The organism is Devosia litorisediminis (assembly GCF_018334155.1).
GTDB classification, from domain to species: domain Bacteria; phylum Pseudomonadota; class Alphaproteobacteria; order Rhizobiales; family Devosiaceae; genus Devosia; species Devosia litorisediminis.
Map to the genome: position 1 here is coordinate 265722 of NZ_JAGXTP010000003.1, position 25486 is coordinate 291207.

The 25486-nt window shown below is 62.3% G+C and carries 26 protein-coding genes; 16 read left to right on the plus strand and 10 right to left on the minus strand.

Annotated features, from left to right (window positions below; genetic code table 11):
* Positions 1-33 precede the first annotated feature (33 nt).
* Positions 34-336, plus strand: a complete 303-nt coding sequence (locus KD146_RS16290; protein ID WP_212659888.1) for a hypothetical protein — start codon at positions 34-36, stop codon at positions 334-336.
* Here KD146_RS16290 and KD146_RS16295 read toward each other — a convergent pair.
* Together KD146_RS16295 and KD146_RS16300 are read right to left on the minus strand one after the other, a co-directional pair.
* Entirely contained in the window at positions 333-1565 is a 1233-nt protein-coding gene (locus KD146_RS16295) for a GGDEF domain-containing protein (protein WP_212659889.1), read from the minus strand. The genes KD146_RS16290 and KD146_RS16295 overlap by 4 nt on opposite strands.
* Positions 1566-1657: 92 nt before the next feature.
* A complete protein-coding gene (locus tag KD146_RS16300) occupies positions 1658-2668 on the minus strand; it encodes an LLM class flavin-dependent oxidoreductase (RefSeq protein ID WP_212659890.1) in 1011 nt (336 codons plus the stop codon).
* A 167-nt stretch (positions 2669-2835) separates the two neighbouring features.
* Here KD146_RS16300 and KD146_RS16305 point away from each other — a divergent pair, with 167 nt between their 5' ends.
* Both KD146_RS16305 and KD146_RS16310 read left to right on the plus strand, forming a co-directional pair.
* Positions 2836-3432 carry an acyloxyacyl hydrolase gene (locus KD146_RS16305; RefSeq protein ID WP_212659891.1) on the plus strand — a complete coding sequence of 199 codons (597 nt, stop codon included), beginning with the start codon at positions 2836-2838 and terminating at the stop codon, positions 3430-3432.
* Positions 3433-3536: 104 nt separating this feature from the next.
* Positions 3537-4100, plus strand: a complete 564-nt coding sequence (locus KD146_RS16310; protein WP_212659892.1) for a hypothetical protein — start codon at positions 3537-3539, stop codon at positions 4098-4100.
* A 101-nt stretch (positions 4101-4201) separates the two neighbouring features.
* On the opposite strand, the gene KD146_RS16315 is transcribed toward KD146_RS16310, so the two are convergent.
* Both KD146_RS16315 and alaE read right to left on the minus strand, forming a co-directional pair.
* Positions 4202-5392 (minus strand): BaiN/RdsA family NAD(P)/FAD-dependent oxidoreductase, encoded by a 1191-nt coding sequence (locus KD146_RS16315; RefSeq protein ID WP_212659893.1) that lies wholly within the window; start codon positions 5390-5392, stop codon positions 4202-4204.
* 150 nt (positions 5393-5542) lie between these two features.
* Complete coding sequence (alaE, locus tag KD146_RS16320; protein WP_212659894.1) at positions 5543-5959, minus strand: L-alanine exporter AlaE; 417 nt, start codon at positions 5957-5959, stop codon at positions 5543-5545.
* Positions 5960-6302: 343 nt separating this feature from the next.
* On the opposite strand from alaE, the gene KD146_RS16325 reads away from it, so the two are divergent.
* The 3 genes from KD146_RS16325 (at position 6303) to KD146_RS16335 (ending at position 9218) form a co-directional block, all read left to right on the plus strand.
* Complete coding sequence (locus KD146_RS16325; protein WP_212659895.1) at positions 6303-7343, plus strand: aspartate-semialdehyde dehydrogenase; 1041 nt, start codon at positions 6303-6305, stop codon at positions 7341-7343.
* 130 nt (positions 7344-7473) lie between these two features.
* Positions 7474-8349, plus strand: a complete 876-nt coding sequence (locus KD146_RS16330; RefSeq protein ID WP_212659896.1) for an EamA family transporter — start codon at positions 7474-7476, stop codon at positions 8347-8349.
* Positions 8349-9218, plus strand: a complete 870-nt coding sequence (locus tag KD146_RS16335) for an EamA family transporter (RefSeq protein ID WP_212659897.1) — start codon at positions 8349-8351, stop codon at positions 9216-9218. The genes KD146_RS16330 and KD146_RS16335 overlap by 1 nt, the downstream gene beginning before the upstream one ends.
* 68 nt (positions 9219-9286) lie before the next feature.
* Here KD146_RS16335 and KD146_RS16340 read toward each other — a convergent pair whose 3' ends face one another.
* Both KD146_RS16340 and KD146_RS16345 read right to left on the minus strand, forming a co-directional pair.
* A complete protein-coding gene (locus tag KD146_RS16340) occupies positions 9287-9532 on the minus strand; it encodes an EF-hand domain-containing protein (RefSeq protein WP_212659898.1) in 246 nt (81 codons plus the stop codon).
* Between the two features lie 405 nt (positions 9533-9937).
* Positions 9938-10579: a carbonic anhydrase gene (locus KD146_RS16345; RefSeq protein WP_212659899.1), complete on the minus strand. Its 642-nt coding sequence runs from the start codon at positions 10577-10579 to the stop codon at positions 9938-9940.
* A 72-nt stretch (positions 10580-10651) separates the two neighbouring features.
* Between KD146_RS16345 and KD146_RS16350 the strand changes: the two genes are divergently transcribed.
* Positions 10652-10858 carry a DUF1737 domain-containing protein gene (locus tag KD146_RS16350; RefSeq protein WP_212659900.1) on the plus strand — a complete coding sequence of 69 codons (207 nt, stop codon included), beginning with the start codon at positions 10652-10654 and terminating at the stop codon, positions 10856-10858.
* 6 nt (positions 10859-10864) lie between these two features.
* On the opposite strand, the gene KD146_RS16355 is transcribed toward KD146_RS16350, so the two are convergent.
* Together KD146_RS16355 and KD146_RS16360 are read right to left on the minus strand one after the other, a co-directional pair.
* Positions 10865-11452, minus strand: coding sequence for an NUDIX domain-containing protein (locus KD146_RS16355; RefSeq protein WP_212659901.1), 588 nt, complete (start codon positions 11450-11452; stop codon positions 10865-10867).
* A gap of 182 nt (positions 11453-11634) precedes the next feature.
* Entirely contained in the window at positions 11635-13914 is a 2280-nt protein-coding gene (locus KD146_RS16360; RefSeq protein WP_345790843.1) for a methyl-accepting chemotaxis protein, read from the minus strand.
* 397 nt (positions 13915-14311) lie between these two features.
* Between KD146_RS16360 and sdhC the strand changes: the two genes are divergently transcribed.
* The 6 genes from sdhC to KD146_RS16390 are packed head-to-tail and all read left to right on the plus strand — an operon-like array spanning position 14312 to position 18452.
* The gene (gene sdhC, locus KD146_RS16365; protein WP_212659902.1) at positions 14312-14698 is read left to right on the plus strand and encodes a succinate dehydrogenase, cytochrome b556 subunit; all 387 of its coding nucleotides are present in this window, start codon (positions 14312-14314) and stop codon (positions 14696-14698) included.
* 1 nt (position 14699) lies between these two features.
* Positions 14700-15089, plus strand: a complete 390-nt coding sequence (sdhD, locus tag KD146_RS16370; protein ID WP_212659903.1) for a succinate dehydrogenase, hydrophobic membrane anchor protein — start codon at positions 14700-14702, stop codon at positions 15087-15089.
* Between the two features lie 5 nt (positions 15090-15094).
* Positions 15095-16906 carry a succinate dehydrogenase flavoprotein subunit gene (sdhA, locus tag KD146_RS16375; protein WP_212659904.1) on the plus strand — a complete coding sequence of 604 codons (1812 nt, stop codon included), beginning with the start codon at positions 15095-15097 and terminating at the stop codon, positions 16904-16906.
* The gene (locus KD146_RS16380; RefSeq protein ID WP_212659905.1) at positions 16906-17337 is read left to right on the plus strand and encodes a DUF3052 domain-containing protein; all 432 of its coding nucleotides are present in this window, start codon (positions 16906-16908) and stop codon (positions 17335-17337) included. The genes sdhA and KD146_RS16380 overlap by 1 nt, the downstream gene beginning before the upstream one ends.
* On the plus strand, positions 17334-17621 hold the full coding sequence (locus KD146_RS16385; RefSeq protein ID WP_212659906.1) for a hypothetical protein: 288 nt from the start codon (positions 17334-17336) through the stop codon (positions 17619-17621). The genes KD146_RS16380 and KD146_RS16385 overlap by 4 nt, the downstream gene beginning before the upstream one ends.
* Positions 17622-17669: 48 nt before the next feature.
* Complete coding sequence (locus tag KD146_RS16390) at positions 17670-18452, plus strand: succinate dehydrogenase iron-sulfur subunit (RefSeq protein WP_212659907.1); 783 nt, start codon at positions 17670-17672, stop codon at positions 18450-18452.
* A gap of 72 nt (positions 18453-18524) precedes the next feature.
* Here the strand turns inward: KD146_RS16390 and KD146_RS16395 are convergent, their stop codons facing one another.
* Positions 18525-18962 (minus strand): tellurite resistance TerB family protein, encoded by a 438-nt coding sequence (locus KD146_RS16395; RefSeq protein ID WP_212659908.1) that lies wholly within the window; start codon positions 18960-18962, stop codon positions 18525-18527.
* Positions 18963-19212: 250 nt separating this feature from the next.
* On the opposite strand from KD146_RS16395, the gene KD146_RS16400 reads away from it, so the two are divergent.
* Genes KD146_RS16400 through KD146_RS16410 form a run of 3 tightly spaced genes read left to right on the plus strand, consistent with a single transcriptional unit; the run spans position 19213 to position 25017 of the window.
* Positions 19213-20016, plus strand: a complete 804-nt coding sequence (locus KD146_RS16400; protein WP_212659909.1) for a hypothetical protein — start codon at positions 19213-19215, stop codon at positions 20014-20016.
* The gene (locus KD146_RS16405; protein ID WP_212659910.1) at positions 19940-21577 is read left to right on the plus strand and encodes a Y-family DNA polymerase; all 1638 of its coding nucleotides are present in this window, start codon (positions 19940-19942) and stop codon (positions 21575-21577) included. Before KD146_RS16400 ends, KD146_RS16405 begins: the two co-directional genes overlap by 77 nt.
* On the plus strand, positions 21574-25017 hold the full coding sequence (locus KD146_RS16410; protein ID WP_249327932.1) for an error-prone DNA polymerase: 3444 nt from the start codon (positions 21574-21576) through the stop codon (positions 25015-25017). The genes KD146_RS16405 and KD146_RS16410 overlap by 4 nt, the downstream gene beginning before the upstream one ends.
* 10 nt (positions 25018-25027) lie before the next feature.
* Here the strand turns inward: KD146_RS16410 and KD146_RS16415 are convergent, their stop codons facing one another.
* Positions 25028-25318, minus strand: coding sequence for a 4a-hydroxytetrahydrobiopterin dehydratase (locus KD146_RS16415; RefSeq protein WP_212659911.1), 291 nt, complete (start codon positions 25316-25318; stop codon positions 25028-25030).
* Between the last annotated feature and the right edge of the window lie 168 nt (positions 25319-25486).

Here is a 25486-nt window from a genome sequence, read left to right on the forward strand (position 1 = left end):
GACGATGACGGCTCTTTGAGGAGGGAAGCCCGAATGCGCAAGGATCAGACCACCAATCATATGCTCACCGGCCACCGCGATATTCGCAACTGGGTGGCCGACCGCAATGGCATCCCCGCCATTGCCCGGGTGCGCAATCGCTTCGGCGAAGAACGCGCCCAGCTCAAGCTGCGGTTTGCCCGGGCCGACAAATCCCGCCCGGTCGATCAGGATAATGGCATGAGCCCATGCTCCTGGACCGCCTGGCTGGCCGAACTGGATCGCCAGCAGCTGGCGCTCAAGGTCGACCCTGATGCCGATGGCTTCGAGTTCGTCGAGCGGCGCGGCGACAATTAGGGTCGGCGCGACCCCTGCCGCCGGTCGGCTCCCGCTGGGACGGGCGGCGGCAATGGGTGTTCGGCCTCGGCCACGCAAATACGGTCCCGCCCGGTCTTCTTGGCTTCGTACAGGGCCGCATCGGCGCGACGCAACAGATCAAACAGCCCTTCATCGGGCCGCAGCTGGGCCACCCCATAGCTGGCCGTCGGACGCTTGTCCGGCGCCTGGGCAATCACCGGCTCGGCGGCGAATTGCATGCGCACGCGCTCGGCGAACAGCTGCGCGGTATTGAGCCCGCTGCCCGGCGCCAGCGCGGCGAATTCCTCGCCCCCCAGCCGCCCCAGAATGGCGCCCGAAACCGTCATCGCTCCCATGTCCGCCGCCGCCATCAGGGTTTTGGAGAAGCGGCTGATCACCACATCGCCCACCGGATGGCCATATTGGTCATTGATCGATTTGAAATGATCCAGATCCGCCACCACAATGCTCACCGGCACGCCCGTGCGGCGCGCGCTGGCCAGCAGTTTTTCGGCGTGATCCTCAAAACCGCGCCGGTTCAGCAGCCCCGACAGCGGATCGGTCTCGGTCTGGGTGGTCATGGTAACCATTGCATCGCGCAACAGGATCACCAGCATCAAAATGCCATTGGCAATCAGCAGCACAGCCCCCACCGCCTGGGAAATGGCCGCATAGGTGGTGCCGATATAGGCCTGCGCATTGATCCCGGGCCCCAGCGCCACGGCCAGAAACGGCTTACCCAGAAAATTCAGCGCCCCCAGCGCATAGATCGCCAGCAGCACCAGATCGAGCACATGCCGCCGACCCGAGCGCAGCACCACCAGCATGCCCAGCAGCTGCATCAGCGCATAGGGCCCCTGATAGCCAAGCCCGCGCAGTAGCGAGCGCCGGTCCATGTCGATGATCAGCACAATGGCAATCATCGACACCAGCACCAGCCCGGCCAGCAATCGCCATGGCGGCTCAAGCCGATAATTGCGTGCCAGCCCCACCACGGCAAACGCCTGCGCCAGCAGGAAGGCGGCAAAGATACCGATGCTGAACAGCCTCGGCTCGGCCTGAAACGGCAGGATCAGCTCAAGCCCGACATTGACCACCCCGGCGCCATAGGCGAGCGCCAGCCAGCGGGCGCTGACCGCGCGCGTATAGACGGCCACCAGCAGGAAAGCGGTGACGAAAATTCCGGCAACACAGAGATTAATTGCCAGAACGAAAACTGCAGCGCTCATTGACCAACCTGGGCAGACATGTTGGGCGCCATGCTAATCCGCACCGGGCAACGAGACGTTAACGACCGCCGCGCCTGTCCGGTGCTGGATAGTTAGACCCGTGGCGCCACATCGAAGGCCTTGGCCACCAGCTCATAGGAGCGCCGGCGCAGCCCGTAATCGTGGATGGTGGTTGTCATCATCACCTCATCGGCAGCACTGCCCCTGGCCTTTTCGGCGATGGTGTCAGCCACCGTCTGGGGCGAGCCGATGATCCACAGGCTCGACTGGTGATCGATCACCGCCTGCTGCTGGGGCGTCAAAACGCGGGCATGGGCCTCTTCGGGGCTCATCAGCTTGCGCTGCTCGCCCGAGGTGAACAGCGCCCAGCTCACCGCCTGCGAGCGCGAGAGATATTGCGCTTCCTCATCTGTCGGCGCGCAGATCACCGAAACGCACATAATGGTCCGGGGCTTGGGAAAAGCGGCACTGGGCTTGAAGGCGTTGCAATAGGTCTCGAACGCCGGGGCGGGCGGGGTATGGCTGAAATGGGCGGCAAAGGCATAGCCAAAACCCAATTGGCCGGCCGCCTGCGCACTATTGCCCGACGAGCCCAGCAGCCACTTCGGCGGCAGGCTGATTCCGCCGGGCGATACCGGCACCCGGGAATAGGGATGATCGGCCGGAAAGCTGTCCTCATCAAAGGCCATCAGCTCGGCCAGATAGTTGGAGAATTCCTCGCCCCCACCACTGCGCAGCGCCCGCATCGCATAACCATCGCCGCCGGGCGCACGGCCTAGCCCCAGATCGATACGCCCCGGATGCAATCCCTCAAGCGTGCGATAAGCCTCGGCGATGCGCAGCGGCGCATGGTTGAGCAGCATGACGCCCCCGGACCCCACGCGAATGGATTTGGTGTGGGCCGCGGCGCTGCCAATCAGGATTTCGGGGACCGAAGAAGCGATCGAGGGCATGCCGTGATGCTCGGCATACCAGAGCCGCTCATAGCCCAGTTCATCGGCCGTCTGCGCCAGGGCGATGGTTTCAGCCATCGCCTGAGAAGTGGAGGTGCCTTCGGCAATGGGAGCGAGATCCTGCAGCGACAGGGCAAAGGGTGCAGTCATGGCAATCACATGGGTTTGGAGGATGTGCGCGTCTTCTATCGTCAAATTACGATGAAAGCGAGTCACCTGTCCGACACATGGTCACTTTATGGGGCGATTTCATCCCCTTGCGTTGACTCGATAGCCAGACTGCGTCTTTTACTGTGTCCATCAACGAGGAAGACGCCGTGACGAAACTGCATATCGCCGCTTTTGCCATTGCCGCCTCGACCCTGTGCAGTGCAGTTGCGCAGGCCCAGAGCCTGACCACGCCGCAACCCTTTGCCGATATTGTCGACGAATTGCGCTTCGGCATCCACGCCCATGATGTCAGCTATATCCTGTTTGCCAAGCCGTGGGAATACAAGCTCGACCAGATCGAAGACATCAGCTTTGACGTCCTGTTCAAATCGCCCGATATCGAAGCGTTCCGCTGGATCGGCTCCCCACGACCCGATCTGGGCGTCACGCTCAACCTGGATGGTCAGGACAGCCTGCTCCATCTCAGCCTGACCTGGCAGTTGCCCATCTTCGATACCCCGTTCTATCTCGAGGGTGCTTTTGGTGGTGCCGTGCACAATGGCTATCTGACCAATTCGCCCGACCCCACGCGCTATGCCAATTTTGGCTGTCGCCTCAATTTCTACGAACGCTACGGCGTGGGCGCCCATCTCAGCGACAGCGTGACGGCCACACTGACCTATGAGCACACGTCCAATAATGGCTGGTGCGACATGAATCAGGGCCTGTCCAATGTTGGTGTTCGCGTCGGCTGGAAGTTCTAGCAACCGGTTCGCGGCGTTAACGAACCCTTAGCGACAATTTTACTCAAATCTTGCCTATCTCGGCCATGACCGGCCCTATTACCCTTTAACCGGGGGAATTCGCCATGATCCGCACTGCCACCCAGTTCCTGCTGGTCGCGCTGACCCTGGGCGCGGTGACCCTGCCGGCCATGGCCCAGGTCAATATCCTGCCCGAAATCCGCGGTGGTCTGACCGCCCGCGGTATCGGCGACAGCGCCGATCTGCTCGACCCCAGTTCCATCAGCGATGCCAATGTCGAATTGCTGTTTACCGCGCCCGACCTGAACGCCTGGATGCCGCTGGGCGAGTTGCGCCCGCATCTGGGTGCCACGCTGAGTTTTCGCGGCCAGCCATCCTATGGCTATGCCGGTTTGAGCTGGACCCTGCAGGCCCCGGTCACTCCCGTCTTTGTTGAAGCCAGCCTGGGTGGCGTTGCCAATACCAGCCTGCTCAGCGCGCCCCAAGGCGACCCCGCGCGCAATTTCGGCTGCAGTGTGGGCGGGCGTGTCGCCGCCAGTGTGGGCGTCAACCTGCCCGCGGGCACATCGCTGATCGGCACAGTGGAACACCTGCCCGATTTCGGCGCTTGTGGCACCCCGGACCGCGCCAATACCAATATCGGCGTACGTCTGGGCTTCCGCTTCTAGCGGCATTTTCACCGTTTCATCGAAACGATGAAAATGCCCTCGTTCTTGTTTTGCCGCGTTTCCCAACCGCAAAACCGTGGCCAGTTTTGCTGGAAACGCTTCTAGGCGACCTGCCCGGCGGCCCAGCCCGAGGCCCAGGCCCACTGGAAGTTATAACCACCCAGCCAGCCGGTGACATCGACCACTTCACCCACGAAATACAATCCCGGCACATCGCGGGCGCCCATGGTCTTGGCATCGAGATCGCGCGTATCGATACCGCCCAGCGTGACTTCTGCGGTGCGGTAGCCTTCCGAGCCGACGGGCTTGAGCGTCCATGCCTTGAGAATCGCTTCGACCACGGCCAGCTTCTTGTCGGAAAAATCTCCGATCATGCCGGGCATATCGAGCGCCTCACCCAGCAATTGCGCCAGCTTTTTAGGCATGAAACTGCCCAGCACGGTCTGCACCTGCAGCTTGGGTGTGGCCTTGCGTGCCGCGCGCAGCTTTTCGCCTGCATCCTCATGCGGCAGCAGATCAACCGTGATGGTATCGCCTTCGCGCCAATAGGACGAAATCTGCAGGATCGCCGGCCCCGACAAGCCGCGATGGGTGAACAGCAAAGCCTCTTCGAACGCCGTCTTGCCATGGCTGACAATGGCATCGGTGGCGATGCCCGAGAGTTCCTTGAGCTTTTCCAGCGCCCCGGTCTCGAAGGTCAGCGGCACCAGACCCGGTCGGGTTTCAGTCAGCCGCAAGCCGAACTGGCTGGCCAGCTGATAGCCCAGACCGCTGGCCCCCATCTTGGGAATGGACTTGCCACCCGTGGCCACAATCAGGCTTTCGGCAGTGATCGAGGAGGTACTCAACTGCAGGGAGAACCCGTCAGTGCCCCGATCCACCGCCTCCACGCTGGTCTCAAGCACCAGAGTGACGCCGGCCTTGCGCATTTCGTGCAGCAGCATGGTGTTGATCTGGGTGGCTGGGCCATCGCAGAACAATTGCCCCAGCGTCTTTTCATGGAAGCTGATGCCGTGATCCTTGACCATCGCAATGAACATCTCGGGTGTGTAGCGGCTCAGCGCCGACAGCGCAAAGCGCGGATTGGCGCTGACAAAACGGTCACGTCCCTTGTCGATAGTGGCGTTGATATTGGTGAAATTGCAGCGCCCACCGCCCGATATGCGGATTTTCTCACCGGCATATTTGGCGTGATCCACCACCAGAACCGAACGACCGCGTCGTCCCGCTTCGATGGCGGCCATCATGCCGGCAGCGCCGGCGCCAAGAATGACGACATCATAATGGGGCATGGGGGCAGTCCTGTGCGCTGTGGTGGCGCCCGGTCTAGTGCAAGCCAGCGCCCCTGCCAACACCAAGCGTGATCACAGCGCTGTTGCGGCTGCGCCGGGGCAAACCGTGAGCGGCCAAACCAGGCTGGTGCTGCGCCGAGGGGGGCATGATCAGCGCTGGGCGGGCATCACCACATGGGTCAGGCGACGCACCCACTCCAGAAACAGCCCAAAGGGCCGGCTCAGGGTCAGCATGAACAGCGTGGCCGAGCCCAGCGCGGTTATGATCTTGCCCGGATCCGCCCCGGCCAGCGCCAGCGTTGCCGCGTAGAGCGGCACCTGAAAAGCCATGAAGGCCACGACATCGACAACGGCCCGGCCGATCCGCCGGCGTGGCAGCATCCTGGCAAACACCCAGTCGCGCCAGGCGGCGTACAGCCGCCCTGTCAACGCCATCATCACCACCATGATGGCGCGGGTGATCAGCACCTGACCCGGCGCCATGCCCGCAATGACCAGCTCTGTGAAGGTCGCTATGATGGTGAAAAAGATGATGGTTGCGAGGGTGTCGACAATAAACAGGCGCATGGCGCCCCAGTACGCCCTGATGGCGGGTACGCGCAATGGCCAGTGACTTCAGTGACCCCCTGTCGCTGTCGGGGCCCAGCCATTGACTAATTCCTACAGTGGAGTATGACTTCGCCTGCTTTTTCCAAACAAGCAGTCACTTGATGCGCAGCGTTTTTCAAATTGCTGATCTGGCAACCACCCGGCTCACCGCCTTGGGTGTCGCTGCGCTCATGACCAAAACCACCAAAACCGCCTGACGCTTTTCCCCGGGTCGTCTCCCGACGGGGAGAGGCTGATCCGAATGGCCGCAACCCACCGGGTTGCGCGGGGGCGAAAATGGTAAGGGACTGGAGTTCCAAAAATGGGCTATCGCGTCGCTGTCGTCGGTGCCACAGGCAATGTGGGCCGTGAAGTTCTCAATATTCTGGCGGAGCGCAAGTTCCCCGCATCCGAGGTGATCGCACTCGCCTCCTCGCGTTCGACTGGTCGCGAAATCTCCTATGGTGACAAGATCCTCAAGGCCAAGAACCTTGATGACTTTGACTTCAAGGGCGTCGATTTCGCCATCATGTCGGCCGGTTCGGACATTTCCAAGAACTGGGGCCCGCGCATCGCCGCCAGTGGCTGCATCGTGATCGATAATTCCAGCTTCTGGCGTTACGATTCCAATGTGCCGCTGATCGTGCCCGAGGTGAACGGCCCCTCGCTTGAGGCCTGGCTGGCCAATGCCAATCGCAAGAACATCATTGCCAACCCCAATTGCTCGACCGCTCAGCTGGTGGTGGCGCTCAAGCCCCTGCACGACTTTGCCAAGATCAAGCGCGTCGTCGTCTCGACCTACCAGTCGGTTTCCGGCTCGGGCAAGGAAGGCGTCGACGAGCTCTGGAACCAGACCAAGGGCATTTTCGTCAACGATACGGCGACCCCCGGCAAGTTCCCCAAGCAGATCGCTTTCAACGTCATTCCCCACATCGATGTCTTCATGGAAGACGGCTCGACCAAGGAAGAGTGGAAGGTGATGGCCGAGACCAAGAAGATCCTTGATCCCAAGATCAAGGTGACCTGCACCGCCGTGCGCGTGCCCGTGTTTGTCGGCCATTCCGAAGCCATCAATCTCGAATTCGAAAACCCCATCAGCGCCGATGAAGCGCGTGACATTCTGCGCGAAGCACCCGGCGTTGCCGTGGTCGACAAGCGCGAAGCCGGTGGCTACACCACCCCGGTTGAATGCGTGGGTGAATACGAGACCTTCGTCAGCCGCATCCGCGAAGATGCCACTATCGAAAACGGCCTCAATATCTGGGTTGTTTCGGACAATCTGCGCAAGGGCGCCGCGCTCAATACCATCCAGATTGCTGAAACGCTGATCGAGCTGGGCCTCAAGCCCCGCGACGCCGCCTAGGCCATACGCTTGGTCACCCCGGTCCGGCCGGGGTGACCACACCAACAGGCACCGGTCTCGCCGCTTTCTGGTTTCGTCGGGAACACCAGCATGTTAAGGCCACGCCAATTCTCCTTGTGCGCAGGTTTTCATGCCGCTTCGCGATCTGCTGCTCGCCCTGGGCGTCGTCACGCTGTGGGGCCTGAACTTCGTCACCATCAAATGGGGCGTCGACGAAGTTTCCCCCTATCTGCTGACCGCCTTGCGCTATATCGGCTGCGCCCTGCCCGCCGTGTTTTTCATCCGCCGTCCCAATGTCAGCTGGGGTCTGCTGCTGGCCTATGGCATGACCGTGGGCGTGCTGCAGTTCAGCTTCCTGTTTTCTGCGGTGGGTCTGGGCATGCCCGCCGGGCTGGCCAGCCTGGTCATGCAGATGCAGGTGTTCTTCACCATGGCGCTGGCTGCCCTGCTGCTGGGTGAACGCCCTACCCCGCTGCGCATTGCCGGCGCCGGTCTGGCGCTGATTGGGCTGGCCACCATTGGCAGCGAGCATATCGGCAGCGCCGTGCTGATCCCGTTCCTGATGACGCTGGTTGCCTCGCTGTTCTGGTCCATGTCCAATATCGTCACCAAGCGCGCCGGCAAGGTCGACATGTTTGCCTTCGTGATCTGGGGCAGCCTCATTCCGCCGCTGCCCATGCTGGCCATCTCGCTGATTCTGGAGGGCCCCGGCCCGCTGCTGGCGCTGCCCTTCATCAGCCCGCAGGCAATTTTCTCGGTGCTGTTCATCGCCTATGGCTCGACCCTGCTCGGCTATGGTGGCTGGGCCATCCTGCTGGGCAAGTATCCCGCAGGCATGGTGGCGCCCTTTGCCCTGCTGGTGCCCGTGGTCGGCTTTGCGGCGGCCTTTGTGTTTCTGGGTGAAGCGGTGACCCCGCTGGAAATGCTGGGCAGCCTGCTGATCTTTGCCGGCCTGATGCTCAACGTCTTCGGACCGCGCCTGTGGGCGCGGCTGCGGGTGGCCTGATGCCCATTCGCCATATCGCCCTGGCCCTGCTGGTGGTCGCCATCTGGGGCTTCAATTTCGTGGTCATCAAGCTCAGCGTTGCCGCGTTGCCACCGCTGCTGGCCGCCGCGCTGCGCTTTGCCTTTGCTGCCGTGCCGCTGGTATTCTTCATCAAGCCGCCCAAGGTGGCCTGGTATCTGGTGATCGCCTATGGCTTTGCCTTTGGCGTCGGGCTCTATGGCTTTTTGAACCTGTCCATGGCCTGGGGCATGTCGGCCGGGCTCAGCTCGCTGGTGCTGCAGACCCAGGCCTTTTTCACCATGGCGCTAGCCTTTTTCCTGCTCGGGGAACGGCCGCGTCGCGTGCAGATCATCGGCGCCGCCATCGCCTTTGCCGGCATCGCGGTAATCGGCACCGAACGGCTCGGTGCCACCGCCCTGCTGCCGCTGGGCATGACTCTTATGGCGGCGCTTTGCTGGGGCTGTGCCAATATCCTGATCAAGAAGGCCGGCAAGGTTGATCCGGTCTCGCTGACGGTCTGGGGCGCGCTGGTCGCCCCATTGCCGCTGCTGGCGCTATCGCTGCTCAATGAAGGCCCCGGCGCCGTTTCAGCCGCCCTGCTCGGTTTCAGCTGGGGCGATGCCGGACTGATCGCCTTTTTGGCCTATCCGGCAACCCTGCTGGGCATGGCGATCTGGAGTTGGCTGCTGGGCCAGCACCCCGCCTCTGTCGTCGCCCCCTTTACCCTGCTGGTGCCCATTACCGGGCTGGCCTCGGGCTATCTGGTGCTGGGCGAAACCATCACCCCGATCGAAATCGCCGGGGCGGTACTGGTGATCGCCGGCTTGCTGGTGACGCTCCTAAGAGCCCGCGCGACGCCGTTGCTCTGACCCCGGAAACGACAAAGCCACCCCGATCGCTCGGAGTGGCTTCGCAACGCCCAAAAAGGGCGCTCGGCTTACATGGCGGCGGGGGCAGCCGAGGCCAGCAAGCCGTATTCTTCGGCCGAAAGCTCGCCATTGCCGTCGGTATCGGCAGCAGCAAAGGCTTCCACGGTCAGGTCGGGCCAGGCGACCTGTGCTTCTTCGAACGACACTGCGTTGCTCGCATCGGTATCAACGGCGACGAAGTCGGTGGCTTCCTGGGCAAAGGCAGCGCCGGTCAGGCCAAGGACGACGAGGGTGGAGAGAACGATCTTTTTCATTGCAGGTGGCTCCGAATATTGAGGCAAAAACGGTGACCGGTTATCCGGCCCCCGACGCGCTGCCCTCAAGCAGCCCGTGCCACAGACAATGCTCACCCATTGTGGCTGGCAAAAGTTGGAATTGAGACAGCCGCAGGAAAAATATCGGGCAAGTTTCGGGCAGTTCGAGCAATAATAAGGCGCGGCTTTATTCTTGTGAATTTTGCCCGTACATCTCGACTGGTCTTAAGATCACGCAATCGTATTTTGAAGTCAAAGTGCAACGCGCAGCAACACACCCGGGAAACACGTACTATTGGGCAAGTCACCGCCTATCACGCGCGCGTGAAGCCACTGGGCACGCAACTTTGCGCGCGCCACAGCACTGCCTTGTGCACGTTTGTGTTGTCTATCGACTGGTCGGGATCACAGCTCGGGACGCACGAAGTCGCCACTCTCGCTATCCATGATCCACAATTCGCCGGACGAGATATCGAACCAGGCGCCATGCACCGCCATTTTGCCCTCGGCTTCAAGTTCGGCCACATAGGGGAAGGTGCGCAGATTATTGATCGAATTGCGGATCGAGATGCGCTCAAGCGCCGTCTGCCGCTCACTGGCCGTCATCAGATCGTTCTGACCGACCTGATCAGGCAGCCCGCCCAGCATGCTCATCCACTTGCCGATGAAGTCGCCGCTATGCAGCGGGCTGGGCGCGGGATTGAGCGCTGCCGAAATACCGCCGCAGCGACCATGCCCCATGATCACGATATTGGAGATACCCAGCCCCTTGACGGCAAATTCGATGCCAGCCGAGGTACCGTGCTGGCCGCCATCGGGCTGATATGTCGGCACGAGATTGGCCACATTGCGCAGCACGAACAATTCGCCCGGCGCACTGTCAAAGATCATTTCAGGTGCCGCGCGACTGTCGCAGCACGCGATGATCATGGTGGTGGGACTTTGGCCGATGGTTGCCAGATCCCGATAGCGCTCTTTTTCGCGCGTATAACGGCCCGCTATGAAGTTGGCGTGGCCTTTGAGCAGGTAGTCAGGAAAACGGTGCATGAAATCTCGATTAGCGCTAAGAGGCGACAAGATCAATCGGGCGCGTGCAACGCCCGTGCATTGGGGGCATGCATGCTTATCTATCGGTTTCTGACTGGCGAGGACGATGCCAGCTTCTGCCACAAGGTCACCAAGGCGCTTTCCGAAGGCTGGCAGCTGCATGGCGGCCCCACCTATGCCTTTGATGCGCACAACAAAAAGATGCGCGCCGGTCAGGCGGTCACCCGCCCCGCCAAGGATCAGCCCTATGACCCCGACAAGAAACTCAGCGAGTACTAGGTGCGTCTAGGCGCTGTCGCCCCTGGCCAGGCGCAGGGCCAGGCCCTGCAGCATCAGGATGGTCTTGGCATCGGCAATCTCGCCGCTGCCGATCATGGCGATGGCTTTTTCAAAGTCCAGTTCGAGCACTTCGATGTCCTCGCCCTCATCGTCCAGACCGCCGCCGGCATGGCTTTGCTGACCGGGCGTGTAGTGGCCGATAAAGCAGGCGCATTTTTCGGTCAGTGAACCGGGGCTCATATAGGCGTTAAACAGGAATTCCAGCCTGTCGATCGCATACCCGGTTTCCTCCAGTGCCTCGCGCTGCGCGGCGATCTCGGGTTCTTCGCCATCCAGCAGACCGGCCGGCGCCTCGATCAGCCAGGCCGGATCGCCATTGAGATGGGGCGGCAGGCGGAACTGGCGCGTCAGCAGCACAGTCTTTTGGACCGGCGCATAGGCCAGCACGGCTGCCGCGCTGCCATGATCATAGACCTCGCGGATCACCGTCTGGCTGCCACCATCACGCCGCCCATGGGTCACCTCGTAATTATCGAATTTCCCCCAATTGTGGCTCAGCTTGGTGACGGAGTTGATCTTGACGTGATTGGACATGCGGGCTCCGACTGTGTTGGCCCAGCTATGCCGCACTCCACGGCATAGGGCTAGCCTTGAGCAGGCTGAAACACCGCTTCGTCAGCTTGGGGATACCCGCGAGACGTGACCGGCTTTCCAAGGCAGCAAAAAGCCCGCTTCGGCTGAAGCGGGCTTTCGTATTCTGCCAACCAGAAGGACGCCTAGAACTCCGACCACTCGGTGGCGATCGCAGCATTGCCCTGGCTGAGATAGGCACGCGAGGCCCTGGCTGTCGCCGGATTGCCAGAGCGCGACGGTGCTGGGGCAGCCGGCGCTGTACGGGCAGCGCGAGCGGCCGGACGATCGGCCAGTGTGAAGACCTCCACCACCTGGTCGAGTTCGCTGGCGCGCGATTCAGTCTGCTCGATGGCTGCGTTGATCTCTTCGACCAGTGCTGCATTGTGTTGGGTCATCTCGTCCATGGTGCGCACGGCGATATTGACCTCCTCGATGGCGGAAGCCTGCTCGCGGCTGGACTGGGCAATTCCCCCCAGCAACGCGTTGTTTTCGCGCACTGCTGCCAGCATTGCGGTCAGCTTGTTGGCTGCCTCTGCCACCAGCTTGGAGCCCCCCGAGACCTCGCCAGCGCTCTGTTCGATCAGCAATTTGACGTCTGCGGACGCCTGAGCGGCGGACTGCGCCAGACGGCGAACTTCCACCGCCACCACGGCAAAGCCCTTGCCGGCTTCGCCCGCCCGGGCCGCTTCCACCGACGCGTTCAGCGCCAGCAGATTGGTCTGAAAGGCGATGTCGTCGATCATGCCGATAATATTGGAGATCTTGGCCGAGGAGCTGGTGATCTTCTCCATGGCGCCATTGGCCTGGGTCATCACCGCGCCACCGTCCTCGGCGGCACGCGAGACTTCCAGCGCCTTGGTACTGGCGGTTTCGGCCTTCTTGGCATTGTCGAGCACCGTGGACGCGAGCTGCTCCATGGTCGCCGAGGTTTCCTCAATCGTGGCCGCCTGCTTGGTGGTCCGCTCGCTCAGATCGTTGGCACCGCTGAGGATTTCGGCGGTGGCGGTCTTGAGTGCGCCCGAAGTACCGCGCAACTGCCCGATCACACCGGCCAGCTTGTCGCCCACGGCATTGGTGTCGGTCATCAGCTTGGCAAACGCCCCGCGATGCTCGCCGGTCATGCGCTTGGTAAGATCGGCCTGGGCCATGGCGGCCAGAACCACGCCGATTTCCTTGAGGCCATAATCGACCGAATTGACCAGCGCGTTGACGCTGCTGGCCAGCCCGTTCAGCTCGGCATCGGGGAACTGGGTATCGACGCGACGGCTGAAATCGCCATCGATCGCAGCGTCCACCACGGTGCCAAAGGATTTCTGCAGATCCTGCATCATCGCAGTACGGTTTTCCTGATCGGCCAGAATGCGCGCGGCCTCGGCCTCGGTCATATGGGCGATGCGACGACCATTCTCGCGGAATACCTCCACGGCGCGGGCCATCGCACCGATTTCGTCGGCGCGTTCGGCATAGTCGACCTCGACATCATAATCGCCTTCGGCAATGCGCTTCATGCTGCCGGTCATGCGGGTCAGCGGCGTGGACACCACGCGGCTGAGTACCAGGCCAATCAGCACCACGGCAAAGACTGCCACCAGGACAGTGGCGATAACGGCCACCCAGCGTGCCGACCACAGATCGGCATAGACAACCGCCTTGTCCAGCGACAGGCCGACATACCATTTGACGTTGGGCAGACCCGGAATCGCGGTAAAATTGACCAGACGGGTACTGTCGGCCTCAGTCGCTTCGGTCACCGCACTGGTCATGGCAGGGGCGGTACCGAAAGCGTCGGTGAGGGATTGACCGACCAGCGTGCCGTCACGATGCACAAGAATAGTGCCCGCCTCATTGACCAGGAAGGCATGGCCATTGCCAGCCAGTTGAGCCTTGGCCAGCATTTCGACCAGTGCAGTAATGCCGAAATCTGCGCCGGTGACGCCCACCACTGTGCCACCATTGATTAGTGGGGTGGCCAGCGACACAGTCAACTCGCCCGAGGAAGCATCGGCATAGGGATCGGTCAGAATAGTGCCCTTGGCGGCAACCGCATTCTGGTACCAGGGGCGGGAGCGTGGATCGTAGCCCGCGGGCAGTTCAATCGGCGGATAGGCGCTGAACGATCCATCCGCCTCGGCGCCGAAATAGGTGTTGATGAAGTTGCTGACCAGCGCCTGTCGATTGAACGCCTGGGCCACCGCGCCCCCGCTTGGCACACTGGCCACCGATTCATTGGCAGATTCCACCAGCAGCGTCCGGCCCTCAAACCAGTTGCCCACGGCCTGAGCCGTCAATGCACCGGTGCCGGTCATATCAGCCAGGACATTGGCCTCGGTAGCCGCGCTATTGCGGGTATCATTATAAACCGACAGGACGGCAAAGCAGACAACGACCACCGCAGCCGTCGACAACAGGATCTTGGTGGCCACGCTTGATCGTATTGCCTGCGTGGAGAAAGGGAGGGCCATTTTGTGTGATTCCGATTGAATTGAGCTCGCGCTCCTAGATGAAAATCTCCCACAAACTGGTAAAAAATCTATGTTAAGTTCCAACGCAGAGCTTACTCTTGGCGGGGCCTCGTTCTCGTCTGGATTGATGATGGCGATAGTAGTCGATGGACAACCAAGGCTATTTGGCACCCCACCAATTGAACCCATTGCCTGTCCACACCGCGCACATCACGTGCGCTATACGAACAAAGTGCGCTTACCGCCAAAAGTTGCAGGCCGTTTTGGGTTAACCGCTTTGATTTTGTAACCTTTGGGCGCTAGAAGTCTCGAACCATTCCAAACTGCAGCGGTGTTTCCTAACCGCCAGCGAGGCCCCATGACGGTTCGATCCCGCCCACTTTCTCCCCATCTCCAGATCTATCGCTGGACCATCACCATGGCGATGTCGATCGCCCACCGCGCCACCGGCATTGCCCTTTATGCCGGCACCGCGCTGCTGGTGCTCTGGCTCGGCGCTGCCGCGATCAGCCAGGAAGCGCTCAACCCGGTCAATGAGCTGTTTGGCAGCTGGTTCGGCCAGCTTGTGCTTTTCGGCTACACCTGGGCCATTCTGCACCACATGCTGGGCGGCATCCGCCACTTCATCTGGGATTTCATCATCGGCATGGAACCGGGCCAGCGCGAAACCCTGGCCTGGGCCAATCTGGTTGGCTCGATTGTCCTGACCCTGCTGGTCTGGACCGTTTTTGTGTGGGTGGCCTGATATGACCGACCGTATTTCTGACGCCGTCATCGCCGATCCCAAGACCAAATACGGCAATGCCAAAGCCTCGACCCGCCACTTCATCACCCAGCGGGTAAGCGGCGCGATCAATATCGTGTTCGTCGGCTTTCTGGCCTTTATCGTGCTGCGGCTGGCCGGGCAGGATCGCCCCGACATGGTCGCCACCATCGGCAATGCCTGGATCGGCTTGCCGCTGGCGGCCCTGCTGGTGATTGTGGCCATCCACATGCGCAACGGCATGCGTGACACGCTGGAAGACTATTTCCACGGCGCCACCTACCGTCTGCTGATGAGCCTGAACACGGCCTTTTCTCTTCTTATCGCGGTGGCCGGACTGGCCGCCATTCTCAAGCTCGTCTTCTGGGGTTAGTGACCATGGCGCAATACGAACTCATCGACCACGAATTCGACGTGGTGGTGGTGGGCGCCGGCGGCGCGGGCCTCCGCGCAACGCTGGGCATGGCCGAACAGGGCCTGCGCACCGCCTGCATCACCAAGGTCTTCCCCACCCGCAGCCACACCGTGGCAGCCCAGGGCGGCATTGCCGCCTCGCTGCAGAACATGGGCCCCGACAGCTGGAAATGGCACATGTACGACACCGTCAAGGGGTCGGACTGGCTGGGCGACAATGACGCCATGGAATATCTGGCGCGCGAGGCTCCTGCGGCCATTTATGAGCTTGAGCATTACGGCGTGCCGTTTTCGCGCACCGATGACGGCAAGATCTATCAGCGCCCCTTTGGCGGTCACATGACCGAATTCGGTGATGGTCCACCAGTGCAGCGCACCTGCGCCGCTGCCGACCGCACCGGCCACGCCATTCTGCACACGCTTTATGGCCAGAGCCTGCGCCACAATGCCGAATTCTATATCGAATATTTCGCGCTCGACCTGATCATGGGTGACAATGGCGCCTGCGAAGGCGTGATTGCCTGGAAGCTCGATGACGGCACCCTGCATCGCTTCCGCGCCAAGACCACCGTGCTGGCCACGGGCGGTTATGGTCGCTCCTATTTCTCGGCCACCTCGGCCCATACCTGCACCGGCGACGGCAATGGCATGGTCGCGCGCGCCGGCCTGCCGCTGCAGGACATGGAATTCGTGCAGTTCCACCCCACCGGCATTTATGGCGCGGGTGTGCTGATCACCGAAGGCGCCCGCGGCGAAGGCGGTTATTTGACCAATTCCGAAGGCGAACGGTTCATGGAGCGCTATGCGCCCAATGCCAAGGATCTGGCATCGCGCGACGTGGTATCGCGCTGCATGACGCTCGAAATCCGCGAAGGCCGCGGCGTTGGTCCCAAGAAGGACCATATCTATCTGCACCTTGATCACCTCGATCCCAAGGTGCTGGCCGTGCGCCTGCCCGGCATTACCGAAAGCGCCAAGATCTTTGCCGGTGTCGATCTGACCCGCGAGCCGATCCCGGTCATTCCCACGGTGCACTACAATATGGGCGGCATCCCCGCCAATTATCATGGCGAAGTGCTCAACCCCACTGCGGACAATCCCGATGCCGTCGTGCCCGGCCTGATGGCCGTGGGCGAAGCCGCCTGCGCCTCGGTACATGGCGCCAATCGCCTCGGCTCGAACTCGCTGACCGACCTTGTAGTGTTCGGCCGTGCCGCCGCCATCCGCGCCGGCAAGGTGATTGATCGCGCCTCACCGATCCCGGCCATCAACAAGGCCCAGGACGACAAGATCCTGGCCCGCTTTGATCGCCTGCGCAACGCTTCGGGATCCAAGCCGACCGCCGCCATTCGCGACGCCATGCAGAACACCATGCAGCGCGACGCTGCCGTGTTCCGCACCGCCGATACCCTGGCCTCCGGCGTCAAGGCGATGAGCGAAATCTACGGTCAACTCAAGGACATCGCCGTCACCGACCGCTCGCTGGTCTGGAATTCGGACCTGGTCGAGACTCTCGAACTTGAGAACCTGATGGCCAACGCCATGACCACCGTTGTCTCGGCTGAAGCCCGCCAGGAAAGCCGTGGCGCCCACGCCCATGAGGACTTCCCCAGCCGCGATGACGTCAACTGGCGCAAGCACACGCTGGCCCGCATCGATATCGAGACCGGCGCCGTCAAGCTCGACTACCGGCCGGTCCATCTCGATCCGCTGACCCCCGAAAGCGAAGGCGGCATCGACCTCAAGAAGATCGCACCAAAGGCACGCGTTTACTGATGACCCACGCGGCCGGATATTCGGGCACACCCCTGGCGCAGAAGCTGGGGCTGAAAGATGGGCAGCGCGTGCTGTTCATCGACCTGCCTGATGCCGCCACCAACCTGCTGACGGTGCGTGACTTCGGCGAGGTCAGCCAGCGTGCTGCCAGCGATCTGGACGGGGCCACCCCCGGCTATGATGTCATTCACCTGTTCACCACCGCCCGCGCCGTGCTCGAGGATCTGGCCCAGCGTCTGATGGACCTGATGGCCCGCAATGGCATGCTCTGGGTGAGCTGGCCCAAAAAGGCCGCCAAGGTCGCCACTGACATCACCGAAGACGTGATCCGCGACGTGCTGCTGCCGCTCGGGCTGGTGGACGTCAAGGTTTGCGCTGTCGACCAGACCTGGTCGGGCCTCAAGATGATGATCCGGAAGGAATTGCGATGAAACCGATAGCCGTTCTGGCCCTGCTGGGCCTGCTGAGCGCACCCGCTTTGGCCGCATCACCAACCAAGGCCCAGCAGGACGAGTTCTATTCGGTCTGCATGGGCATCGCGCAGAATCAAGCATTGTGCAGCTGCAAGGCCGAGGCGGCCATGACGCTGATCGACGAACGCTTCATGGGGGTGGTGATCGCCTCGATGAAGGGCGGCACCCCGGCCTCGAGCGACTTCGTGGCCTACAATACCTACGTCGCCAAATCCAATCAGGTCTGCAAGCCGGACTACTAGAGTTTCCCGCTGTGTTGAACAGCGTGCGTTAAGAAGGAAGACCGCACCATGGTCGAACTGATGCTCCCCAAGGCCGACCGGCCCACCAAAGGCAAGACTTGGCCCAAGCCAGCCAATGCCAAGCGGCTGCGCGAGTACCATATCTATCGCTATGACCCCGACAGCGGCGCCAATCCGCGCATCGACACCTATTTCGTCGATCTCGACGATTGCGGCCCGATGATTCTCGATGGCCTGCTCTGGATCAAGAACAAGGTCGACGCCACGCTGACCCTGCGCCGCTCCTGCCGCGAGGGCATTTGCGGCTCGTGCTCGATGAACATTAACGGGCTCAACACCCTGGCCTGCACCAAGGGCATGGATGACAGCTCGGGCCCCATCAAGATCTATCCGCTGCCGCACATGCCGGTGGTCAAGGATCTGGTGCCCGACCTGAGCACATTCTACGCCCAGCACCGCGCCATCGAACCCTGGCTCAAGACCACCTCGCCCACCCCGGACAAGGAATGGACCCAGTCCGTGCCCGAACGCGCCAAGCTGGACGGGCTTTACGAGTGCATTCTGTGCGCCTGCTGCTCGACCTCGTGCCCGTCCTACTGGTGGAATGGCGACAAATATCTCGGCCCCGCCGCCCTGCTGCAGGCCTATCGCTGGCTGATCGACAGCCGCGACGAGACCACCCAGGAGCGTCTCGATGATCTTGAAGACCCCTTCAAGCTCTATCGCTGCCACACCATCATGAACTGCGCCAAGGTCTGCCCCAAGGGGCTCAACCCGGCCAAGGCCATCGCCGAAATCAAAAAGATGATGGTCGAGCGCAAAGCCGCCTGATTGGCAGTTCAGCGCTGAGTTTATGCAGCCTCCGGAGCGATCCGGGGGCTGTTTTGTTTTGGGGGCAGACGATCAGGCCTGTTCGGCCTTGCCGATCTGCTGGCGCAGAATGGTGCGGTCGCGGCTGGAGACGCCGATCAGCTCGGCCACGCGCCAGACCATATTGTCTTCCAACTCGTGGTTCTTGCTGTCGGCAAACACCACGGTCCACATCATGCGGATGATTTCGAGGCGATCTTCCAGCTCCAGCGACGATAGCGTCGAGGTGAACTTGTAGAAATCCACCGCCTCGGCATCGCGCAGCGCCGCTTCCTTGACCAATTGTTCGACATTGCCCTCGTCGAGATCATAGTGGTCCATCAGGGCGCCTTTGATGATGACACGCTCGGCGTCACTCATCTGCCCATCAACAGCCGCCAGATGTACCAAAAGCGCCGCCACCGACAGCTTGGGATCATGGCTGTCGCGTGCTTCGGGTTTGTTGAACAGGCGGGTAATGGCCTCGAACATGGCGGCAGGCCTCTTTCGGGGAACGACGGATCAGCGATGGGTTTGGCGCGCCGGGAGAAGCGCGCACGCCCAGACTTAGCGATCAAAGTCATTTCCTCAATGGTCAGTTGCCTGCCTCACGCGCTCTTGACCGGGTTTGATGCGCAATGGCCACACCCGCACCTGACCTGTCTGGCGGAAAAAGGACTCGACTCTGATCAGATTCGGAGTCTAATTGTTCCCTGTTTGTTCACATACGAGGTCACGATCCATGGCCCTGCCGGATCGCCAACAGCGCCTTGCCGCGCTGCGGGATACCATTGCCGATATCGAGCGCAAGCCGGCACTGGCCGAGGCCCGTCCGCTGCTGCGCAACGATGCCAGCGGTTTCCCCATGCCCGCTGGCGGCCTGCTCCAGGAGGTCTTTGCCGATGAGCGCCGCCACACCGGCGCGGCGCTTGGTTTCGCGCTGGCCCAGGCCCGCAGCCTGATCAGTACCAGCCGCCCGGGGGTGATCTATCTGCACTTGGCCAAGGAGGGGCAGGAAATGGGGCTGCCCTATGGGCCGGGCCTGATCAGCTTCGGCTTTGACCCCGATGCGCTGGTGCTGGTGCGCGCCGCCAATATGACCGAACTGCTCTGGGCCGCCGAGGAAGCCATTGCCTGTCGCGCCGTGGCCGCCGTGGTCGCCGACATTGCCGGCCATCAAAAAATGCTCGATTTCACCGCCAGCCGTCGACTGGGTCTGCGCACCACCAGCGCCGGCAGCTCCATGTTGCTGTTGCGCTATGGCACGGGCCGCGAAGCCAGCGCCGCCCATCTGCGCTGGCGCGTCACCCCCGTGCTCAGCGCCGCCCGGCGCTTTGATGCCCTGGCCCCCGGCGCGCCGCGCTGGCAGGTGCAATTGGAGAAAGGGGTGCTCCGCGATTCTCAAACCCAATGGCTTCTGGGCTGGACACAAGATGGACTTACCACACGCGATGCGGCCCGCCGCCCCTATGTCATTGCGGCCGACACGCCGCTTTCTCAGCCTGTTCCTGCCCCATTGGCCAACCGACTACCTCAAGCGGGCTGACCCGACCCTGAGCGGTCCGCTGGTGCTCTATGAACGCATCAAGGGCGGCCTGCGGCTCGCCGCCATGGATATCGAGGCGGGTCGGGCCGGTCTGCGTCTGGGCCAGAACCTGGCCGACGCCCGCGCCATGCTGCCCGATCTGAGCGTACGCGAAATCGACCGCCCCATGCTCGAAGCGGCCTTTGCCGATTTCGCTGACTGGCACTCCAATGCCAGCCCGCTGGTCGCCGTGCTGGGCGATGTCGCCAGGTTCGGCGATCTGGTGCTCGATATTACCGGGGTCGCCCATCTGTTCGGCGGCGAACGCGCCATGCTGATCACCCTGCTCACCCGGCTGCGCGCGCTGGGCTATACCGTGGCTGGCGCCATCGCCCCCACCATTGGCGCCGCCTGGGCGGTCAGCCATTTCGCCCGCAGCCAGGTGGTCCAGGAGGAAGCCCTCAGCGCTGCGCTCGACGCCCTGCCCGTAGGCGCGCTCAGATTGAGCCCCGAACAGATCGCCGGGCTCACCCAGATGGGGCTGACCAGCCTGGCCCAGTTGCGCCCGCGCGACCGCAAGTCGCTACAGGCCCGCTTCGGCATCAGCCTGCTGACCCGGCTCGATCAGGCCTATGGCATACTCGAGGAGCGTATGACGCCGCGCCTGCCCATTGCCGAACGTTACGCCGAACGGCGCTTTCCCGAACCCATCGGCCTGCTCGATGATGTGCTGATGACCGCCCAGGATCTGGCCGTGCAACTGGGCCATCAATTGCAGGCCGAAGGGCTCGGGGCCCAGACCTTTCATCTGTTTCTCTATCGCGTCGATCACAAGGTGATGGCGCTCTCGGTCAATTCGGCGCGGCTGACCCGCGACCCCGCCCATATCGCCAAGCTGTTCGCCCATCGCGCCGAGCGGCTCTCGGGCGAATATGATGCCGGTTTCGGCATCGACATGATCCGGCTGGCCGTCAGCTCGGTGGGCGAGCTAGATGGCACCCAATTGGGCGCCTTTGCCACCGATGATGGCGCTGCCGACCTGATCCAGCTGCAGGACCGCATGAGCAGCCGGCTGGGCACCATGGCCGTGCTGCGCACCCAGTTCGTGGCCACCCATATTCCCGAGCGCGCCGCTCGGCTGGTACCGGCCATGGTGCATGCGGCAACCCCCGCCAACCAGCCCGGCCCATCCCTGCAGCGCCCCTTGCGCCTGCTACCCGTGCCCGAACCCATCGCCATCAATGCCGAAGTGCCCGATGGCCTGCCTGCCTCGATGATCTGGCGCCGCGTCAGCTATCGCATCACCAAGGCTGCCGGGCCCGAACGACTGGGGGCTGAATGGTGGCGCAGTGGCCAGCGCCTGCAACTGGCCCCGCCCGAAATCCCCCGCCCGCCCAAGCCCGGCGAAAAGCCCAAGGCACCGCCCTATGTGCCCCAGCTTGAGCGTTTCAATCCTTCAGCCGTCACCCGCGATTATTATGTCGCCGAAGACGCCATGGGCCGTCGCTTCTGGATCTATCGCGAAGGGCTTTATGTCCCCGATGCCAGCCCGGTCTGGTATCTGCACGGCCTGTTCGCATGAGCGATCTGATCACCCTGATGCAGGCGCCCGTGGCGGCACCGTCACGCCCCCGGCCGCCAGCCCCTCCCTTTGCCGAACTGGTCTCGACCAGCAATTTCTCGTTCCTGCATGGCGGCTCGCACCCCGAGGAGCTGGTCAATGCCGCCGCCCATCTGGGGTTGAACGGCTTTGGCCTGACCGACCGCAACAGCTTTGCCGGGGTGGTGCGCGGCTATGTGGCCGCCCGCGACATGGAGCCAGCGCCTCCCGGCTTTCGCTATCTGGTGGGCGTGCGGCTGTGCTTTGCCGATGGCACACCCGACATCATCGCCTATCCCAGCACCCGGCTGGCCTATGGCCGGTTGTGCAAGCTGTTGACCATCGGCAATCAGCGCGGCGAAAAGGGCAAGCCGGTGCTCTATCTGTCGGACCTGTTCGGCGCCGGCCATCCCGGCTCGACCACCGAGCAGGGGGCAACGGAAAACCATGCCCAGGGGCAGCTGTTCATTCTGGTGCCCGATGAAGCCGATTGGGGCCTGACCGAACAGACGCTGGCCACGCTGAACCAACAGGCACCAGGCCGCGTCTGGGTCGCCGCCGCCACGCGCTTTGATGGCACCGACCGGGCGCGTCTGAACCGCATCGACCAGCTCGCCAGACGCCACAACGCGCCCATGCTGGCCAGCAATGATGTCCGGTATCACCAGCCCAACCGCCGCATGGTCCAGGATGTCGTGACCTGCATTCGCCAGCATCTGACGCTCGAAACCGCCGGCTGGCAGCTGGCCGCCAATGCCGAACGCCACCTCAAGCCGCCGCGCGAAATGGCCAGGCTGTTCGCCGATTATCCCGACGCCATGCACCAGACCCAGAAGCTGATAGCCCGCATCGATTTTTCGCTCGACCAGCTCAAATACAATTACCCCGAAGAGACCATCGGCAATGGCGAAACCGCCCAGCAGACCCTGGAGCGGCTGGCCTGGGCCGGCGCGGCCAGGCGCTATCCGAACGGGGTATCGGACAAGACCCGTCGCGCCATCTGGTCCGAGCTCTGCCTGATCGCCTACAAACGCTATGCCGCCTATTTCCTGACCGTGCATGACATCGTCATGTTCGCCCGCCATGAGCGCAAGATCCTGTGTCAGGGCCGCGGCTCGGCCGCCAATTCCACGGTGTGTTTCTGTCTCGAAATCACCGAGGTCGACCCCGAAACCAGCTCCCTGGTGTTTGGCCGTTTCATCTCCACCGAACGCGACGAACCGCCCGATATCGACGTCGATTTCGAGCATGAACGGCGCGAAGAGGTGATGGCCTATATCTACAAAAAATATGGCGGCAAACGCACCGGCCTGACCGCCAATGTCATTTCCTACCGCTCCAAATCGGCCATGCGCGAGGCCGCCAAGGTGTTCGGCGTCTCTGACGATACCGTCACCGCGCTCAACGGCCTGCAATGGGGTTGGGGCGCCGGCATCGATCTGGGGGAGCTGACAACCATCGGGCTCAGCCCCGATGATCCCACGCTGGCCCAGATGTTCGAGGTCGTCAAAGTGCTGCGCGGCTTCCCGCGCCATCTGTCCCAGCATGTGGGGGGCTTTGTCATCACCCGCGATTCGCTCGAAAGTCTGGTGCCGATCTCCAAGACTGCCATGGACAGCCGCACCATCATTGAATGGAACAAGGACGACATTGCCGCCCTGGCCATTCTCAAAGTCGATGTGCTGGCGCTGGGCATGCTCAGCTGCCTGCGCCGCGCTTTCGAATTGATGCAGACCCATTATGGCCAGTCGCTGGCACTGGTCGATCTGCTCGCCGAGGAAATCGATCCCGACCCGTCCAAAAAGGCCGAGGTCTACGCCATGATCCAGCGCGCCGACACGCTGGGCGTGTTCCAGATCGAAAGCCGGGCGCAGATGAGCATGCTGCCCCGCCTCAAGCCGGAAAAATTCTACGATCTGGTGATCGAGGTGGCCATTGTCCGACCCGGTCCGATCCAGGGCAATATGGTCCATCCCTATCTGCGGCGGCGGCAGGGGCTGGAGCCGGCCATCTATCACGATGACAAGCTCAAGGGCGTGCTGGGGCGCACGCTGGGCATTCCACTGTTTCAGGAACAGGCCATGCAGATCGCCATTGTCGGCGCCGGGTTTTCTCCCGGCAAGGCCGACAGCCTGCGCCGCGCCATGGCCGCCTGGCGTCGCACTGGCAAGATCGCCCAGTTCGGTGAGGAATTCATCGCCGGCATGCGCACCAATGGCTACCCCGAAGAGTTCGCCAAGAACTGTTTCGCCCAGATCCAGGGCTTTGCCGAATATGGCTTTCCCGAAAGCCATGCGGCCTCGTTTGCCCTGCTGGTCTATGCCTCGTGCTGGCTCAAATGCCATTACCCCGATGTGTTTGCCACCGCCCTGCTCAACAGCCAGCCCATGGGGTTCTACGCTCCCTCCCAGATCATCCGCGATGCCATCGAGCATGGCGTGGAGGTGCGCGCGGTCGATGTGAACCTGTCCGATCTCGAATGCGTGCTCGAAGGCGATAGCCGCCCCGCCCGCGACCATCTCTGGCCCCAGCACCAATCCATGGCTGACCATGTCCATGCCACCAGGGCGATCCGTCTGGGCCTCACCCATGCCGTGGGGCTGGCCGATGCCGACATCAACCGCATCGTGGCCCGCCGTGGCGCCGGTTATGACTCGGTGCGCGATCTCTGGCTGCGCACCCAGGTGCCCATTGCCAGTCTCGAAAAACTCGCCCGCGCCGACGCCTTTGCCTCGCTGGGCCTGTCGCGCCGCGAAGCGCTCTGGGCGGTCAAGGGGCTGATCGGCACTCATGGCGCCGATACCCTGCCGCTATTTGTTGCCGCCGGCAGCGTCCAGACCGATGTCGACAGCGAAACCGGCCTGCCCAAAATGCTGCCCGGCGAGGAGGTCATTCACGATTATTCGACCCTGTCATTCTCGCTCAAGGGCCATCCGCTGCAATTCATCCGACCCATGCTGCAAGCGCGCCGCACCACGCGCTGCGATCAATTGCTCAATGTCAAACCGGGCAGCCGCATCGAAGTGGCCGGGCTGGTCCTGGTGCGCCAACGACCGGGCACGGCCAGCGGGGTAATCTTTGCCACGCTCGAGGACGAAACCGGTATCGCCAATATCGTGATCTGGCCAAAAACCTTTGAAGCCAATCGCAAGACCGTGCTGGGCGCCCGCCTGCTCGCGGTGCGCGGACAACTCCAGCGCGAGGGACTGGTGGTGCATATCATCGCCGAACAGCTCACCGACATGACACATCATCTGCTCGATCTGGCGCATGGCCAGGACATTGGCGACAGGATACTGGCGCGCGGCGATGAAGGCCGCTCAGGCCCCCAGCCCGGTCGCGACCACAAGGCGATGCTGGAAATCGAAAAGGCCCGCCGGGCCGCCTATGCTGCTCTGCCCGAAGGCCGCAATTTCCACTAGGCCGCAAGGCTCAGCCCACGATGCGATCAATAGCCTGGGCCAGCGCCACATCCTTGGCACTCAGCCCGCCCGCATCATGGGTCGTCAATTTCACCCGCACCACATTGTAGCCATTGGACCAGTCCGGGTGATGACCGGCCTTTTCCGCCGCCAGCGCGACCCGACTCATAAAGCCGAACGCCTCGGAGAAATCCTTGAACTTGAACACATGGCTGATGGCGTCATCCGCTGCATCATAGATCCAGCCATTGAGCCCGCGCAGAGCCGTCTCGCGGGCGGCATCGTTCAGCTTCTCAACCATAAATCACCCATTGGCAGTCTGTTAACGCCGCCATCAATAAGCGTGCAAAGCGACGCTTCCAAGGCACTGCGATTAACGCCGCGGCAACAGCTTGCCGCCAGTTTGTGTCACCAAAGGCCTGGCAATTGCGCCAGGCACAGGCGACCAGATCATCAGTGCAGGGTCACA

Coding starts and splice junctions, on each gene's coding strand:
- KD146_RS16290 (WP_212659888.1), top strand. CDS start 34: ATGCGCAAGGATCAGACCACCAATCATATGCTCACCGGCCACCGCGAT.
- KD146_RS16295 (WP_212659889.1), bottom strand. CDS start 1,565: ATGAGCGCTGCAGTTTTCGTTCTGGCAATTAATCTCTGTGTTGCCGGA.
- KD146_RS16300 (WP_212659890.1), bottom strand. CDS start 2,668: ATGACTGCACCCTTTGCCCTGTCGCTGCAGGATCTCGCTCCCATTGCC.
- KD146_RS16310 (WP_212659892.1), top strand. CDS start 3,537: ATGATCCGCACTGCCACCCAGTTCCTGCTGGTCGCGCTGACCCTGGGC.
- KD146_RS16315 (WP_212659893.1), bottom strand. CDS start 5,392: ATGCCCCATTATGATGTCGTCATTCTTGGCGCCGGCGCTGCCGGCATG.
- alaE (WP_212659894.1), bottom strand. CDS start 5,959: ATGCGCCTGTTTATTGTCGACACCCTCGCAACCATCATCTTTTTCACC.
- KD146_RS16325 (WP_212659895.1), top strand. CDS start 6,303: ATGGGCTATCGCGTCGCTGTCGTCGGTGCCACAGGCAATGTGGGCCGT.
- KD146_RS16330 (WP_212659896.1), top strand. CDS start 7,474: ATGCCGCTTCGCGATCTGCTGCTCGCCCTGGGCGTCGTCACGCTGTGG.
- KD146_RS16335 (WP_212659897.1), top strand. CDS start 8,349: ATGCCCATTCGCCATATCGCCCTGGCCCTGCTGGTGGTCGCCATCTGG.
- KD146_RS16340 (WP_212659898.1), bottom strand. CDS start 9,532: ATGAAAAAGATCGTTCTCTCCACCCTCGTCGTCCTTGGCCTGACCGGC.
- KD146_RS16345 (WP_212659899.1), bottom strand. CDS start 10,579: ATGCACCGTTTTCCTGACTACCTGCTCAAAGGCCACGCCAACTTCATA.
- KD146_RS16350 (WP_212659900.1), top strand. CDS start 10,652: ATGCTTATCTATCGGTTTCTGACTGGCGAGGACGATGCCAGCTTCTGC.
- KD146_RS16355 (WP_212659901.1), bottom strand. CDS start 11,452: ATGTCCAATCACGTCAAGATCAACTCCGTCACCAAGCTGAGCCACAAT.
- sdhC (WP_212659902.1), top strand. CDS start 14,312: ATGACGGTTCGATCCCGCCCACTTTCTCCCCATCTCCAGATCTATCGC.
- sdhD (WP_212659903.1), top strand. CDS start 14,700: ATGACCGACCGTATTTCTGACGCCGTCATCGCCGATCCCAAGACCAAA.
- sdhA (WP_212659904.1), top strand. CDS start 15,095: ATGGCGCAATACGAACTCATCGACCACGAATTCGACGTGGTGGTGGTG.
- KD146_RS16380 (WP_212659905.1), top strand. CDS start 16,906: ATGACCCACGCGGCCGGATATTCGGGCACACCCCTGGCGCAGAAGCTG.
- KD146_RS16385 (WP_212659906.1), top strand. CDS start 17,334: ATGAAACCGATAGCCGTTCTGGCCCTGCTGGGCCTGCTGAGCGCACCC.
- KD146_RS16390 (WP_212659907.1), top strand. CDS start 17,670: ATGGTCGAACTGATGCTCCCCAAGGCCGACCGGCCCACCAAAGGCAAG.
- KD146_RS16395 (WP_212659908.1), bottom strand. CDS start 18,962: ATGTTCGAGGCCATTACCCGCCTGTTCAACAAACCCGAAGCACGCGAC.
- KD146_RS16400 (WP_212659909.1), top strand. CDS start 19,213: ATGGCCCTGCCGGATCGCCAACAGCGCCTTGCCGCGCTGCGGGATACC.
- KD146_RS16405 (WP_212659910.1), top strand. CDS start 19,940: ATGTCATTGCGGCCGACACGCCGCTTTCTCAGCCTGTTCCTGCCCCAT.
- KD146_RS16410 (WP_249327932.1), top strand. CDS start 21,574: ATGAGCGATCTGATCACCCTGATGCAGGCGCCCGTGGCGGCACCGTCA.
- KD146_RS16415 (WP_212659911.1), bottom strand. CDS start 25,318: ATGGTTGAGAAGCTGAACGATGCCGCCCGCGAGACGGCTCTGCGCGGG.